Source organism: Streptomyces sp. NPDC047974, from assembly GCF_040653375.1.
Classification (GTDB): Bacteria; Actinomycetota; Actinomycetes; order Streptomycetales; family Streptomycetaceae; genus Streptomyces.
In genome coordinates, this window is the sequence record NZ_JBEZNU010000003.1 from 344292 (window position 1) to 359389 (window position 15098).

Genomic DNA, 15098 nt, shown 5'->3' on the forward strand with positions numbered 1-15098 from the left:
GGAAATCGAATGTACGTGCTATAGGCTCGGTGGTGGCAGCCGCCGACCACGGAAGCATCCGGCATCCTTGGTTGTTGGGTGTTCTGTCACATCCGCTCTCTCAAGAAAGGTGCGGACCGGCGTGGCCGACCGTCTCATCGTCCGTGGCGCGCGCGAGCACAACCTCAAGAACGTCTCGCTCGACCTCCCCCGTGACTCCCTCATCGTCTTCACCGGGCTCTCGGGATCGGGCAAGTCCTCCCTCGCGTTCGACACGATCTTCGCCGAGGGGCAGCGCCGGTACGTCGAGTCGCTCTCCTCGTACGCACGGCAGTTCCTCGGCCAGATGGACAAGCCGGACGTGGACTTCATCGAGGGTCTCTCGCCCGCCGTCTCCATCGACCAGAAGTCGACCTCGCGCAACCCGCGCTCGACGGTCGGCACCATCACCGAGGTCTACGACTACCTCCGCCTGCTCTTCGCCCGCATCGGCAAGCCGCACTGTCCCGAGTGCCGCCGGCCGATCTCCCGCCAGTCGCCGCAGGCGATCGTCGACAAGGTCCTGGAGCTGCCCGAGGGCAGCCGCTTCCAGGTGCTCTCCCCGCTGGTGCGCGAGCGCAAGGGCGAGTTCGTCGACCTCTTCGCCGACCTCCAGACCAAGGGCTACAGCCGCGCCCGGGTCGACGGGCAGACGATCCAGCTCAGCGAGCCGCCGACGCTGAAGAAGCAGGAGAAGCACACGATCGAGGTGGTCGTCGACCGCCTCACCGTGAAGGACTCCGCCAAGCGGCGCCTCACCGACTCCGTCGAGACCGCCCTCGGGCTCTCCGGCGGCATGGTCGTGCTCGACTTCGTCGACCTCGCCGAGGACGACCCCGAGCGCGAGAAGATGTACTCGGAGCACCTGTACTGCCCGTACGACGACCTCTCCTTCGAGGAGCTGGAGCCCCGCTCCTTCTCCTTCAACTCGCCCTTCGGCGCCTGCCCCGACTGCACCGGCATCGGCACGCGGATGGAGGTCGACCCCGAGCTGGTCGTCCCCGACGAGGAGAAGTCCCTCGACGAGGGCGCCATCCACCCGTGGTCCCACGGCCACACCAAGGAGTACTTCGGCCGGATGATCGACGGGCTCTCCCAGGCCCTCGGCTTCCGCACCGACATCCCCTACGCGGGCCTCCCGCAGCGGGCCAAGAAGGCCCTCATGCACGGCCACAAGACCCAGATCGAGGTCCGCTACCGGAACAGGTACGGGCGCGAGCGCGCCTGGACCAGCCCCGCCTTCGAGGGTGCCGTCTCCTTCGTGAAGCGGCGGCACAGCGAGGCCGAGAGCGACTCCAGCCGGGAGCGCTTCGAGGGCTACATGCGCGAGGTGCCCTGCCCCACCTGCCACGGCACCCGGCTCAAGCCGATCGTGCTCGCGGTCACCGTGATGGAGAAGTCCATCGCCGAGGTCTCCGCCATGTCGATCAGCGACTGCGCCGAGTTCCTGGGCCGCCTCACGCTCAACGCCCGGGACAAGAAGATCGCCGAGCGGGTCCTCAAGGAGGTCAACGAGCGGCTGCGCTTCCTCGTCGACGTCGGCCTCGACTACCTCTCCCTCAACCGCGCGGCCGGCACCCTGTCCGGCGGCGAGGCGCAGCGGATCCGGCTCGCCACGCAGATCGGCTCCGGCCTGGTCGGCGTGCTCTACGTCCTCGACGAGCCGTCCATCGGCCTCCACCAGCGCGACAACCACCGTCTGATCGAGACCCTCGTCCGCCTCCGCGACATGGGCAACACGCTCATCGTCGTCGAGCACGACGAGGACACGATCAAGGTCGCCGACTGGGTCGTGGACATCGGCCCCGGCGCCGGCGAGCACGGCGGCAAGGTCGTCCACTCCGGCACCTTGAAGGAGCTCCTCGCCAACGAGGAGTCGATGACCGGGCAGTACCTCTCCGGCCGCCGGGCGATCGCCACCCCGGACATCCGCCGCCCCGTCGACACCGGACGGCTGCTCACCGTCCACGGTGCCCGCGAGAACAACCTGCGGGACATCGACGTCTCCTTCCCGCTGGGCGTCCTCACCGCCGTCACCGGAGTCTCCGGCTCCGGCAAGTCGACGCTGGTCAACGACATCCTCTACACCCACCTGGCGCGCGAGCTGAACGGCGCCAAGACGGTGCCCGGCCGGCACACGCGCGTGGAGGGCGACGACCTCGTCGACAAGGTCGTGCACGTCGACCAGTCGCCGATCGGGCGCACCCCGCGCTCGAACCCGGCGACGTACACCGGCGTCTTCGACCACGTCCGCCGGCTCTTCGCGGAGACGATGGAGGCGAAGGTGCGGGGCTACCTGCCCGGCCGCTTCTCCTTCAACGTCAAGGGCGGCCGCTGCGAGAACTGCTCGGGCGACGGCACCATCAAGATCGAGATGAACTTCCTCCCGGACGTGTACGTGCCGTGCGAGGTCTGCCACGGGGCCCGGTACAACCGGGAGACCCTGGAGGTCCACTACAAGGGCAAGTCCATCGCCGAGGTCCTCGACATGCCGATCGAGGAGGCCCTCGGCTTCTTCGAGGCCGTCCCCACGATCGCCCGCCACCTGCGGACGCTCAACGAGGTCGGGCTCGGATACGTCCGGCTCGGGCAGTCCGCGCCGACGCTCTCCGGCGGCGAGGCGCAGCGCGTCAAGCTCGCCTCCGAGCTGCAGAAGCGGTCGACCGGCCGCACGGTCTACGTCCTCGACGAGCCGACCACCGGTCTGCACTTCGAGGACATCTCGAAGCTCATCAAGGTCCTGTCGGGCCTGGTCGACAAGGGCAACTCGGTGATCGTCATCGAGCACAACCTCGACGTCATCAAGACCGCCGACTGGATCATCGACATGGGCCCCGAGGGCGGCAGCGGCGGCGGCATGGTCGTCGCCGAGGGCACCCCCGAGGAGGTCGCCTCGGAGCCGGCCAGCCACACCGGCAAGTTCCTCCGCGAGATCCTCGGCGCGGACCGCGTCAGCGACGCGGGGGTGCCGGCGCCGCGTGGGACGGCGGCGAAGAAGGCCGCCGCGAAGAAGACGGCGGCGAAGAAGGCGCCGGCCGCGAAGAAGACGGCCGCCGCGAAGAAGGCCGTGGCGAAGAAGGCCGCGCCGGCCAAGAAGGCGGCGACCCGCGCCCGCAAGGCGTGACGCCGCCGCCGGGCCGTCCGGGGACCCTGGTCCCCGGACGGCCCGGCGCCCGCACGTTCGCCGGCCGCCGTCGTCCCCGTGGGTCCTCGGCCGGCCCGCCGGGGGTGCGCCCGCGCGACCGCCGTGTGCCCGCCGGGTCCGGTGGCCAGGGCCCGGGTACGAGGGCCGGAGCCCGCCGTGCGGGGCCGCGGGCCCGGCCGAAACCGGATCAAAGGGCGCGGGTATCGTCGGGGCTGACCACCGTCCCCCGCACCCGTGGAGCGCGATCATGTCCGGCCAGTCCACCCGCCGCACCGTCCTGAAGGGTGCCGCTCTCGCCGGTGCCGCCGGGCTGGGAGTCGCCGCCTGCTCCACCGAGTCGAAGCTGGGGCACGCCGGGGTGCCGACGCCGACCGCGCCGGTCGAGCTCGGTTCGCCGGACGAGGTCCCGGTCGGCGGCGCCATGCTCTTCCGCGAGCAGAAGGTCCTGGTGAGCTGCCCCGCCAAGGGCCAGTACAAGGCCTTCAGCGCCCAGTGCACCCACGCCGGCTGCGTCCTCGACAAGATCGAGGACAACGAGGGCAACTGCCCCTGCCACGGCAGCCGTTTCGACGTCACCACCGGCAAGGCGCTCAAGGGGCCCGCCACCGTCCCGCTGCCCGCCGTCGAGATCCGCGTCGAGGGCGGCAGGCTCATCGCCGGGCCGAAGGCCGCGCCCTCCGCCTGAGCCGCTCCGCCGGGCTCAGGACCAGTCCCAGTCGATCCCCAGGATCCCGGGACGCACCCCCTGCTCCACCAGGTGCACCGTGCGGTGCCGGCCGCCGAGCGTCAGCTCCGTACGGCCACCGCGCGGGGCGCCCGCCGACGCCTGGGCGAAGCGCCGGCAGCGTACCGGCAGGGCCGCCTCGTCGAAGGCGACCTGGAGCACGTACTGCCCGCCAGCGAAGCTGAAGCCGCGCACGTACTCGCCGCTCGGACCGGCCGTCCCGTCCTCGAAGCCGTACGTGAACAGGTGCGTGTCGCCGGCCCGCAGCCGCGCGTCGAAGAGCAGCTCGGCGACGACCACGCCCGTCTCCGCGTGCCACCGCACCCGCCCCGTACGGCAGTTCTCCACCGACCGCACCCGCACCCGCGAAGGATCGCAGCCCGGGTCGCCGTGGTGGATCGCGAGATACCGGTCGACGCCGTCCCGGTGCGCCCGCACCACGTGCTGCGACTCACGGCCCACCAGCTCCCGGCCGGGACCGATCCGCACCCGCTCGTGGTGGCCGACCGTGTGCAGCCCGCCGTCCGCCGGCGACTCCAGCTCCGCGAACAGCTCCTCCACCGCGCCCGAGGCCTCCACCAGCGAGCGGTACGAGCGGGCCGCCGGCCGCTCCACGCCCTCCCGGGCCGCCGCGTCCTCCGTCAGCAGCCGCAGCAGCGAGTTCCCCGGCAGCTGGAGGACCTCCTCCAGGGCCCGGACCGCCTTCAGGGACTCCGGCCGCTGCGGCCTGCGGGCGCCCTGCTGCCAGTAGCTCAGCGAGGTCACGCCGACCTTGACGCCCCGGTGCGCGAGATGGTGCTGGACCCGCTGGAGCGGCAGCCCGCGCACGGCCAGTGCGGTCCGCAGCGCCAGGTGGAAGGGGCCGGTGTGCAGCAGCTGCTCCAGATCGGCCTCGGTGTGGCTCACACGGGCCTCCTCGGGCTCCACGGGCTTCTTCACGCTCTTCGGGCTCTTCGGGTTCCGGGGTGAACGTTCACGCGCGCGCCACGGACCGCCGGTGCCCGGACGGCGGGCGGGCAGGTGGGCGGCGGGCACGCGTTCACACCCGCGCCACACCGTTCACAGCCCGATGTCACCCCGCATTGAAGCGTGTTGACCCGCTCCCGACAACGACCGATGCTCCAAGCGGTGTCCGGACGCCACCCCACCCCCCACGCACCCCCCCACGCACCCCCCACCCATCCCCACCCCCCGCACTGGGAGGAAACCCCATGCGCAGACGACTCCAGCGACTCCGGAGCGGGAAGCGGAGCCTCGTGGCGTTCGCCGCCGCCGCGCTGCTCCTCGTCCCCACCGCGGCCTCGGCGTCCGCCGCACCCGTCCCCGTACCCGCCGAGACGACCGCCGCGCTCGGCACCAAGCGCCTGAACATCACCATGCAGGCCCAGCAGAAGACCAACTGGTGCTGGGCCGCCGGCGGCAACACCATCGCGACCTGGTTCGGCCGCGGCTACAGCCAGAACCAGTTCTGCAACGCCGCCTTCCAGCGCCAGCAGGGCTACGACTGCCCCAACTGGCAGGCCACCCTCGGCAACGTCCAGACCGGACTCTCCTGGGCCGGGATCAACCCCGGCTCGTACGTCGACGGCTGGCTGCGCTACTCCACCGTCCAGACCGAGATCAACGCGAACCGGCCGATCGAGACCCGCATCCAGTGGTCGAGCGGCGGCGGCCACATGCACGTGCTGTACGGCTACGACGACGCCGACAGCTGGGTCTACTGGGGCGATCCGTGGCCCTCCAGCAATCGCTACAACTGGGCCTCCCACGCGTGGTACGTCGACAACGGATCCTTCTCCTGGACCCACTCGCTCTACCGGATCGGGGCGTGACCATGACCACCACGACCGCACTCGTCACCGGAGCCGCCGCCGCGCTCCTCGCCCTCGGCGCCGCCGCCCCGGCCGCCGCCACGGGCCCCGGCGCGCCGCTGCCGGTGGCGCCCACCGCGGAGCGGGCCGCCGCCGCGCCCGAGACCCTGGCCACCCTCGGCCGCTTCTTCGCCCGCGACGGGGCGCCCGCCCGCGCCGCCGCGGCGCCCCGGATATCCGGCGCGTCCGTCCCGGTGCGGATCCTCTCCGCGGACTTCGTCGCCGGGAAGCCGGGCGCTCCCGTGGCCCGGGAGGAGTTCCGGGCCAGCCTCGCCGTCGCCGCGGACGGCCGGAAGGCTTCCCTGTGGACGGTACGCAGCTCCGCCGGCTGGCAGGTGGTGAACATCGCCACCGGCGACGACGAACTCCGGTACGCCCGGGAAGGGGCCGGGAAGCTCCCCGGCGGGCTCGTGTTCCGCGAGCCGCAGATCGACGCCTGGTACGTCCAGAAGGGGACGAAGGTGCTCCCGCTGGACGAGGACGCGGTCCGGGCCGTCGGCCGGGACGGCACCACCCTCGCCGCCTACCGCGACCGCGTCACGCGCGCCTACGCCGACAAGCTCCCCGACTCCGCCTACGCCCGCAAGGGCGCGGCCGGCGGCTACGCCCCCGAAGCCCCCGGCTCCGCGCCCGCGCCCGCGCCCGCGCCCGTGGCCGCGGCCGCCGGGCCCGCCGCGCCCGCCGAGGGCACGGCGGCGGGCGGGCCCCGCCACCAGCCCGCCGCGGCCACCGCCGCCTCCACGGTCGCCGCCTTCGGCGCCGTGGCCGCCCTCGCCCTGATCGGCGCCACCGCGCTGCGCCGCCGGGCGGCGGGCCGCCGCTCCCGGGAGTCCTGACCGGCCCGCTCCCGACGGCCCCGCCGTCGCCGACCGCCCCGCCGCCGGCCGTCCGGACCGGGTCGCCCACGAGGCGGCCCGGGCCGGACCCCCGGCCCCCGGACCGGCTCGGGGGACGGGCTCCGAGGCCGCCCCGAGCGGGCCCGTCCTGTCACCCTGCGCCAGTAGGGTGGGCGCATGGCCGACCCCACCAGCTATCGACCCGCGCCGGGGCAGATTCCCGACGTCCCGGGTGTCTACAAGTTCCGGGACGAGCACCGGCGGGTGATCTACGTCGGGAAGGCGAAGTCGCTGAAGCAGCGGCTGGCCAACTACTTCCAGCCGCTCGCGAGCCTGCACCCGCGGACCGCCACCATGGTGACCACGGCCGCCTCCGTGGAGTGGACGGTCGTCTCCACCGAGGTCGAGGCGCTCCAGCTGGAGTACTCCTGGATCAAGGAGTACGACCCCCGGTTCAACGTGAAGTACCGGGACGACAAGAGCTACCCCTACCTCGCCGTGACGCTGAACGAGGAGTTCCCGCGCGTCCAGGTCATGCGCGGGCAGAAGAAGAAGGGCGTGCGGTACTTCGGGCCGTACGCGCACGCGTGGGCGATCCGCGAGACCGTCGACCTGATGCTGCGGGTCTTCCCGGTACGGACGTGCTCGGCGGGGGTGTTCCGGAACGCCGCCTCGGCCGGCCGGCCCTGCCTCCTCGGCTACATCGGCAAGTGCTCGGCGCCCTGCGTCGGGCGGGTCGACCCCGAGGAGCACCGCGAACTGGCCGCGGAGTTCTGCGACTTCATGGCCGGCCGCACCGGCACCTACATCCGCCGCCTGGAGAAGCAGATGACGGCGGCGGCCGAGGAGATGGAGTACGAGAAGGCCGCCCGGCTCCGCGACGACATAGAGGCGCTGCGCCGGGCCATGGAGAAGAGCGCCGTCGTCCTCGCCGACGCCACCGACGCCGACCTCATCGCCCTCGCCGAGGACGAGCTGGAGGCCGCCGTCCAGATCTTCCACGTCCGCGGCGGACGCGTCCGCGGCCAGCGCGGCTGGGTCACCGACAAGGTCGAGGCCGTCGACACCGCCGGGCTCGTCGAGCACGCCCTCCAGCAGCTGTACGGCGAGGAGAGCGGCGACGCCGTGCCCAAGGAGGTCCTGGTCCCGGCGCTGCCCGAGGACGCGGAGTCCGTCACCCAGTGGCTCTCCGGCCGCCGCGGGTCCCAGGTCTCCCTGCGGATCCCGCAGCGCGGCGACAAGAAGGACCTGATGGCGACCGTCGCCCGCAACGCCCAGCAGGCGCTCGTCCTGCACAAGACCAAGCGGGCCAGCGACCTCACCACCCGCTCCCGGGCCCTGGAGGAGATCGCCGAGGCCCTGGACCTGCAGTCGGCGCCGCTGCGCATCGAGTGCTTCGACATCTCCCACCTCCAGGGCGAGGACGTCGTCGCCTCCATGGTCGTCTTCGAGGACGGGCTGCCCCGCAAGAGCGAGTACCGCCGCTTCCAGATCAAGTCCTTCGAGGGGCAGGACGACGTCCGCTCCATGCACGAGGTGATCGGCCGGCGCTTCCGGCGCTACCTCGCCGAGAAGGAGAAGACGGGGGAGTGGGGCGAGGACGGCGAGGTCGCCGTCGACGAGGCCGGTGACGAGGGCCGGCCCAAGCGCTTCGCCTACCCGCCGCAGCTCGTCGTGGTCGACGGCGGGCAGCCGCAGGTCGCCGCCGCCCGCCGGGCCCTCGACGAGCTGGGCATCGACGACGTCGCCGTCTGCGGGCTCGCCAAGCGCCTGGAGGAGGTCTGGCTGCCCGGCGAGGACGACCCGGTGGTGCTGCCCCGCTCCAGCGAGGGCCTCTACCTCCTCCAGCGGGTCCGTGACACCGCTCACGATTTCGCCATCCGCTATCAGCGCTCCAAGCGGACCAAACGGCTCCGGAGCAGCCCCCTCGACGCCGTCCCCGGCCTCGGCGACACGCGCAAGCAGGCCCTGATCAAGCATTTCGGCTCGGTGAAGCGGCTGAAGCAGGCGACAATCGAGCAGATCTGTGAGGTCCCCGGCTTCGGCCGGAAGACCGCGGAGGCGGTCGCCGTGGCCCTGGCCCGGGCGGCCCCCGCCGCACCCGCCGTGAACACGGCCACAGGAGAGATCATGGAAGACGACGGGGGCACCACGGCATGACCGAGCACGACGGGCACCACGAGCACGACGGGCACCACCGAGAAGACGGAGCAGGACACGTGAGTACGGGCACGAAGGAGACCGCGGGCGACAACGGCGCCGAGGCGGCCATCCCCGAGCTGGTGATCATCTCCGGCATGTCCGGAGCCGGCCGGTCCACCGCGGCGAAGTGTCTGGAGGACCTCGGCTGGTTCGTCGTCGACAACCTGCCGCCCGCGCTGATCCCCACCATGGTGGAGCTCGGCGCCCGCTCCCAGGGCAACGTCGCCCGGATCGCGGTCGTCGTCGACGTCCGCGGCCGGCAGTTCTTCGACGCCCTGCGGGAGTCCCTCGCCGACCTCGACGCCAAGCAGGTCACCCGCCGGATCGTCTTCCTGGAGTCCTCCGACGAGGCCCTGGTCCGCCGCTTCGAGTCGGTCCGCCGCCCCCACCCGCTCCAGGGCGACGGCCGCATCGTCGACGGCATCGCCGCCGAGCGCGACCTGCTGCGCGAGCTGCGCGGCGACGCCGACCTGGTCATCGACACCTCCAGCCTCAACGTCCACGAGCTGCGCGCCAAGATGGACGCCCAGTTCGCCGGCGAGGAGGAGCCCGAGCTGCGGGCCACCGTCATGTCCTTCGGCTTCAAGTACGGCCTGCCGGTCGACGCCGACCTCGTCGTCGACATGCGCTTCCTGCCCAACCCGCACTGGGTCCCCGAACTGCGTCCGTACACCGGCCTCAACGAGGAGGTGGCGAACTACGTCTACAACCAGCCCGGCGCCAAGGAGTTCCTGGACCGCTACACCGAGCTGCTCCAGCTGATCGCCGCCGGCTACCGCCGCGAGGGCAAGCGGTACGTGACGATCGCCGTCGGCTGCACCGGCGGCAAGCACCGCTCCGTCGCCACCGCCGAGAAGCTCGCCGCCCGCATCGCCGCCGAGGGCGTGGAGACGGTGGTCGTCCACCGCGACATGGGGCGCGAGTGAAGCCGTACCGCCGGCGCTCCTCCTCCACCCTCTCGGTGCGGCGGACGCTCCGCAGGCGCGGCGCCCAGCCGAAGGTCGTCGCCCTCGGCGGCGGCATGGGCCTCTCCGCCTCCCTCGCCGCGCTGCGGCGGATCACCGGCGACCTGACGGCCGTCGTCACCGTCGCCGACGACGGGGGCTCCAGCGGCCGGCTCCGGGAGGAGCTCGGCGTGCTGCCCCCGGGCGACCTCCGCAAGGCGCTCGCCGCGCTCTGCGGCGACGACGACTGGGGCCAGACCTGGGCCCGGGTCATCCAGCACCGGTTCCAGTCCAAGGGCGAGATGGGCGGCCACGCCGTCGGCAACCTGCTGATCGTCGCCCTCTGGGAGCAGCTGGGCGGCGACCCCGTGCAGGCCCTCGACCTGGTCGGCCGGCTGCTCGGCGCCCAGGGCCGGGTGCTGCCCATGTCCGCCGTGCCGCTGGAGCTCCAGGCCCTGGTCAGGGGCCACGACCCGGAGCGCCCGGAGGACGTGGACACCGTCCGCGGGCAGGCCACCGTGGCGCTCACGCCGGGCGAGGTGCAGTCCGTGCACCTGGTGCCGCACGACCCGCCGGCCGTGCCGGAGGCCGTCGCGGCGGTCCTCGACGCGGACTGGGTCGTCCTCGGCCCGGGCTCCTGGTTCTCCTCGGTGATCCCGCACCTCCTCGTGCCCGAACTGCTCGACGCGCTGGTCGAGACCAAGGCCCGCAAGGTGCTCTCGCTGAACCTCGCGCCCCAGCCGGGAGAAACAGAGGGCTTCTCCCCGCAGCGTCATTTGGAGGTTTTGGGACGACACGCCCCTAAACTCGCCCTGGACGTGGTGCTGGCCGACGAGGCCGCCGTGCCCGACGTGTCAGCCAGGGAACCCCTCGTCGACGCCGCCAAGCGGCTCGGCGCCGCGCTGGAGCTGGCGCCGGTGGCCCGCGCCGACGGCTCTCCGAAGCACGACCCGGAGCGCCTGGCCGCCGCGTACGACCGTATTTTTCGGATGCATGGAAGGATCGGCCCATGGCGATGACGGCAGCGGTGAAGGACGAGATCTCCCGGCTTCCCGTCACCCGGACCTGCTGCAGGAAGTCGGAGGTCTCGTCGATCCTCCGGTTCGCGGGCGGTCTGCACCTGGTCAGCGGCCGGATCGTGATCGAGGCGGAGCTCGACACGGCGATGGCGGCCCGGCGGCTGAAGCGGGACATCCTGGAGATCTTCGGGCACAGCTCGGAGCTGATCGTGATGGCCCCCGGCGGGCTGCGGCGCGGCTCCCGCTTCGTGGTGCGCGTGGTGGCCGGCGGCGACCAGCTGGCCCGCCAGACGGGCCTGGTCGACGGCCGGGGCCGCCCCATCCGGGGTCTTCCCCCGCAGGTGGTGTCCGGGGCGACCTGTGACGCCGAGGCGGCCTGGCGGGGTGCCTTCCTCGCCCACGGCTCGCTGACCGAGCCGGGCCGCTCCTCCTCCCTGGAGGTCACCTGCCCGGGTCCGGAGGCCGCGCTCGCCCTCGTCGGGGCCGCCCGGCGGCTCTCCATCGCCGCCAAGGCCCGCGAGGTCCGCGGGGTGGACCGGGTCGTGGTCCGCGACGGCGACGCGATCGGCGCCCTGCTCACCCGGCTCGGCGCGCACGAGTCGGTGCTGGCCTGGGAGGAGCGGCGGATGCGCCGCGAGGTCCGCGCCACCGCGAACCGCCTCGCCAACTTCGACGACGCCAACCTGCGCCGCTCGGCCCGGGCCGCCGTCGCCGCCGGAGCCCGGGTGCAGCGCGCCCTGGAGATCCTCGCGGACGAGGTGCCCGAGCACCTCGCGGCGGCCGGCCGGCTGCGCATGGAGCACAAGCAGGCCTCCCTGGAGGAGCTGGGCGCGCTCGCCGACCCGCCGCTCACCAAGGACGCGGTGGCCGGCCGGATCCGCCGGCTGCTCGCCATGGCCGACAAGCGGGCGCAGGACCTGGGCATCCCCGGCACCGAGTCGAACCTGACGGAGGAGCTGGACGAGAGCCTGGTCGGCTGAGTCCGGCGGCCCTTCCGGCCGGCCGCCCTGCCGGTCCGAACGGCCCCTGCTGATCCGAACGGCCCCCCGCCCCTGCCGGGACGGGGGGCCGTTCGCGTACCCGCCCGGAAGCGCGAACTCCGCGGAGGGGAAACGTTTCTGGCCATCCGCCACCACCGCCCCGTCCCACGGCCGTTGCCGCGAGGCACCCTTGACAGGACCATGAGCGCCCCAGAGCCTGGCCTCCGTTCACCTTCGTGACGGAACACACCAAGGGGGGCTCATGAGACGAAGAGCGCGGGCGATCCTCGCCGCCGCTTCCCTGCTGGTCGCGGGCATCGCGGCGGCACCCGCCGCCGGAGCGCGGCCGGCGGACCCGGAGGGCGGCGACGCCCTCTCCGTATGGCGCGCCACGGTCACCCAGGAGCAGGTGCCCCTGCTCCTGGAGGCCGGTACCGACGCACACGAACTGACCGAGCGGGTGCCCGAGCGCGGCACCGCCACCGTCGAGCTGTACCTGACCGAGGCACAGGCCGGAGCCCTGCGCGGCCGGGGCGTCACGCTCGCCGAGCACGACCCGGGCCCGGCCGCCGCCCGGCGCGCGGCCGCCGCCGGCGACGGGGTCTTCCGTCCCTACGGGGGCCCCGGCGGCCTCAAGGAGGAGATCCTCGCCACCGCCGCCGACCACCCCGGCCTCACCAAGGTCGTCTCCCTCGGCAGGACCGTGAAGGGCCAGGACATCCTCGCCGTCAAGGTCGGCAAGGACGCCCGGAAGACCAGGGACGGCAGCAAGCCCGCCACGCTGTACCTCTCCAACCAGCACGCCCGCGAGTGGATCACCCCGGAGATGACCCGGCGGCTGCTCCACCACTACCTCGACAACTACGGGACCGACGAGCGGATCACCCGGATCGTCGACTCCACCGAGCTGTGGTTCGTGCTCTCCGCCAACCCCGACGGCTACGACTTCACCCACGCCGACCCGGCCAACCGCCAGTGGCGCAAGAACCTCCGCGACAACGACGGCGACGGGACGACCGGTGGCGCCGACGGCGTCGACCTCAACCGGAACTTCGCCTACAAGTGGGGCTACGACGACGAGGGTTCGTCCCCCGACCCGGCCGACGAGACCTACCGCGGCAAGGGCCCCATGTCCGAGCCGGAGACCCGGGCCCTGGACGCCTTCCAGAAGCGCATCGGCTTCTCGTACGGCATCAACTACCACTCCGCCGCCCAGCTGCTGCTCTACGGCGTCGGCTGGCAGGTCGCCACCGACACCCCGGACGACACCGCCCTGGAGGCGCTCGCGGGCACCCCGCAGAACTCCGCGGTCCCCGGCTACCGGCCGCAGGTCTCCTCCGAGCTGTACACCACCAACGGCGAGGCCGACGGACACGCCGCCAACGTCAACGGCATGCAGATGTTCACCCCCGAGATGTCCACCTGCGCCACCGCCTCCCGCGTCGACCCGAACGACGCCTGGGAGGCCGCCGACTGCGCCTCCGTCTTCACCTTCCCCGACGACGAGAAGCTGATCCGGGCCGAGTTCGCCAAGAACATCCCCTTCGCGCTCGCCGTCGCCGAGTCCGCCGCCCGCCCGGACGACCCGGTCTCCCCGGTCGGCGCCCCGGCCCCGGCCCTCGCCCCCGACGCCTTCGCCACCTCCTACGCCGCCGCCGGCGAGGAGCAGCCGGTGGCCGTCACCGCCCGGAAGTCGCTGCGCGCCAAGACCCTCCACTACCGGATCAACGGCGGCCGCACCCACCGCGCCGGGGTCGAGGCCTGGGAGGGCGGCGAGACCTACGGCGGCGAGGACAACCTGTACTACGACCAGTACCGCGGCGAGGTGCGCGGCGCCAGGCCCGGCGACTCCGTCGAGGTCTGGTTCACCGCCCGCGGCCGCGACGGCCGGACCACCGCCACCACCCCCTTCACCTACCGGGTCGCCGAACGCGCCCGCGGGGACGTCCTGGTCCTCGCCGAGGAGGGCGGTACGAGCGCCGCGCGGCACGTCGCCGCGTACACCGGGGCGCTCGCCGCGACCGGCCGGAAGGCCGCCGTCTGGGACGTCGCCACCCAGGGCGCCCCGCACGCCCTCGGCGCCCTCTCCCACTTCCGCACGGTCGTCTGGTACACCGGCGCCGAGCGCCCCTCCGGGGCCGTCGAGCTCGCCGTCCGCTCCTACCTCAACGAGGGCGGCAAGCTCCTCACCGCGGGAGAGAAGACCGGCGGGCAGACCCGGATCGGCCGGGCCGAGTCCAACGACTTCGCCCAGTACTGGCTCGGCGCCTACCACCGGGCCGGCCTGGACGCCCCGCCCTCCTTCGCCGGCTCCGGCCGCCTCGCCGGCCCGCCGACCGGGCTCGCCGCCGCCGACGGCAACCCGCTCGACAACGCCGGTGCCTTCACCGTCACCTCCGACACCCTCGACCCGGAGACGTACCCGCAGTTCGCCTCCAGCGCCCCGGCCGGCGACTACCCCGGCCTGCGCACCCCCTTCGAGCCGGCCGAGGGCGCGTCCTTCGCCGCCGTGAAGCACGCCGACGACACCTGGGCCCGGCTCAGCCGCACCGTCGACCTCACCGGCACCACCGCCGCCGACGGCCCCCGGCTCGACTTCCAGGTCAGCCACGACACCGAGCCCGGCTACGACAACCTCGTCGTCGAGGCCCGTACCGCCGGCCAGGACGACTGGACCACCCTGCCCGACCGCAACGGCGGCACCTCCGCGGAGCCGCCCGCCGACTGCGGCGAGGGCTACTACCTGAAGCTCCACCCCGCCCTGGGCCGCTACCTCACCCTCGGTGAGGACGGGTGCGCGCCCACCGGCACCAGCGGCGCCTGGAACGCCTTCACCGGCCCCTCCAACGGCTGGCGGCAGGCCTCCGTCGACCTCTCCGCCTACGCGGGCAAGCGGGTCGAGCTCTCCCTCTCGTACGTCTCCGACCCCGGCACCGGCGAGACCGGCGCCTTCGTCGACGACGTCCGGCTCGTCACCGCGGCCGGCACCGAACGCGAGGGCTTCGAGAGCTCGCTCGGCGCCTGGACCGTGCCCGGCGCACCGGCCGGCAGCCCCGGCAACGGCGCCGACTGGACCCGCTCGCCCGCCCTCTTCCACTCCGTCGCCGCCGTCACCACCCGTGACACCGTCCTCCTGGGCTTCGGCCTGGAGCACGTCGGATCCGCGGCCGAGCGGCAGCGGCTCCTCGACCGCGGCCTCACCGCGCTCCGCCGCTGACGGAGAGTAGTGAGGACAAAGGTCCCAAGACGGTCCGTACCCGTTGGTAGGTACGGGCCGTCGGCCGTTTTCCGGTCACTTTCCGGGCTCGAACGGCTGCGCTTGATGTCACTCGGCGGCGCCCGGAGGGGTAGGGTCGTAA

At 73.2% G+C, this 15098-nt stretch carries 10 protein-coding genes; 9 read left to right on the forward strand and 1 reads right to left on the reverse strand.

Annotated elements, in window-relative coordinates:
- Positions 1–121 precede the first annotated feature (121 nt).
- Positions 122–3142, forward strand: a complete 3021-nt coding sequence (gene uvrA, locus AB0E19_RS07310; protein ID WP_362174662.1) for an excinuclease ABC subunit UvrA — start codon at positions 122–124, stop codon at positions 3140–3142.
- Between the two features lie 268 nt (positions 3143–3410).
- Entirely contained in the window at positions 3411–3848 is a 438-nt protein-coding gene (locus AB0E19_RS07315; protein WP_362174665.1) for a Rieske (2Fe-2S) protein, read from the forward strand.
- 15 nt (positions 3849–3863) lie between these two features.
- Here AB0E19_RS07315 and AB0E19_RS07320 read toward each other — a convergent pair whose 3' ends face one another.
- Entirely contained in the window at positions 3864–4793 is a 930-nt protein-coding gene (locus AB0E19_RS07320; RefSeq protein ID WP_360600631.1) for a hypothetical protein, read from the reverse strand.
- A gap of 305 nt (positions 4794–5098) precedes the next feature.
- On the opposite strand from AB0E19_RS07320, the gene AB0E19_RS07325 reads away from it, so the two are divergent.
- From AB0E19_RS07325 to AB0E19_RS07355, 7 genes are all read left to right on the forward strand, one after another.
- Positions 5099–5719 (forward strand): papain-like cysteine protease family protein, encoded by a 621-nt coding sequence (locus tag AB0E19_RS07325; protein ID WP_362174670.1) that lies wholly within the window; start codon positions 5099–5101, stop codon positions 5717–5719.
- A 2-nt stretch (positions 5720–5721) separates the two neighbouring features.
- The gene (locus AB0E19_RS07330) at positions 5722–6594 is read left to right on the forward strand and encodes a hypothetical protein (protein ID WP_362174673.1); all 873 of its coding nucleotides are present in this window, start codon (positions 5722–5724) and stop codon (positions 6592–6594) included.
- A 177-nt stretch (positions 6595–6771) separates the two neighbouring features.
- The gene (uvrC, locus tag AB0E19_RS07335) at positions 6772–8754 is read left to right on the forward strand and encodes an excinuclease ABC subunit UvrC (protein ID WP_362174676.1); all 1983 of its coding nucleotides are present in this window, start codon (positions 6772–6774) and stop codon (positions 8752–8754) included.
- Positions 8751–9722, forward strand: coding sequence for an RNase adapter RapZ (rapZ, locus tag AB0E19_RS07340; RefSeq protein ID WP_360600639.1), 972 nt, complete (start codon positions 8751–8753; stop codon positions 9720–9722). The genes uvrC and rapZ overlap by 4 nt, the downstream gene beginning before the upstream one ends.
- Positions 9719–10759 (forward strand): uridine diphosphate-N-acetylglucosamine-binding protein YvcK, encoded by a 1041-nt coding sequence (yvcK, locus tag AB0E19_RS07345; RefSeq protein ID WP_362174680.1) that lies wholly within the window; start codon positions 9719–9721, stop codon positions 10757–10759. Before rapZ ends, yvcK begins: the two co-directional genes overlap by 4 nt.
- Positions 10750–11739 carry a DNA-binding protein WhiA gene (whiA, locus tag AB0E19_RS07350; protein ID WP_031002759.1) on the forward strand — a complete coding sequence of 330 codons (990 nt, stop codon included), beginning with the start codon at positions 10750–10752 and terminating at the stop codon, positions 11737–11739. Before yvcK ends, whiA begins: the two co-directional genes overlap by 10 nt.
- A gap of 262 nt (positions 11740–12001) precedes the next feature.
- The gene (locus AB0E19_RS07355; RefSeq protein ID WP_362174684.1) at positions 12002–14956 is read left to right on the forward strand and encodes a M14 family zinc carboxypeptidase; all 2955 of its coding nucleotides are present in this window, start codon (positions 12002–12004) and stop codon (positions 14954–14956) included.
- The last annotated feature ends 142 nt before the right edge of the window (positions 14957–15098 follow it).

What these genes read in the sequence shown, in the direction of transcription:
- AB0E19_RS07315 (WP_362174665.1), top strand. Translation starts at nt 3,411, where the DNA reads ATGTCCGGCCAGTCCACCCGCCGCACCGTCCTGAAGGGTGCCGCTCTC.
- AB0E19_RS07325 (WP_362174670.1), top strand. Translation starts at nt 5,099, where the DNA reads ATGCGCAGACGACTCCAGCGACTCCGGAGCGGGAAGCGGAGCCTCGTG.
- AB0E19_RS07330 (WP_362174673.1), top strand. Translation starts at nt 5,722, where the DNA reads ATGACCACCACGACCGCACTCGTCACCGGAGCCGCCGCCGCGCTCCTC.
- uvrC (WP_362174676.1), top strand. Translation starts at nt 6,772, where the DNA reads ATGGCCGACCCCACCAGCTATCGACCCGCGCCGGGGCAGATTCCCGAC.
- rapZ (WP_360600639.1), top strand. Translation starts at nt 8,751, where the DNA reads ATGACCGAGCACGACGGGCACCACGAGCACGACGGGCACCACCGAGAA.
- whiA (WP_031002759.1), top strand. Translation starts at nt 10,750, where the DNA reads ATGGCGATGACGGCAGCGGTGAAGGACGAGATCTCCCGGCTTCCCGTC.
- AB0E19_RS07355 (WP_362174684.1), top strand. Translation starts at nt 12,002, where the DNA reads ATGAGACGAAGAGCGCGGGCGATCCTCGCCGCCGCTTCCCTGCTGGTC.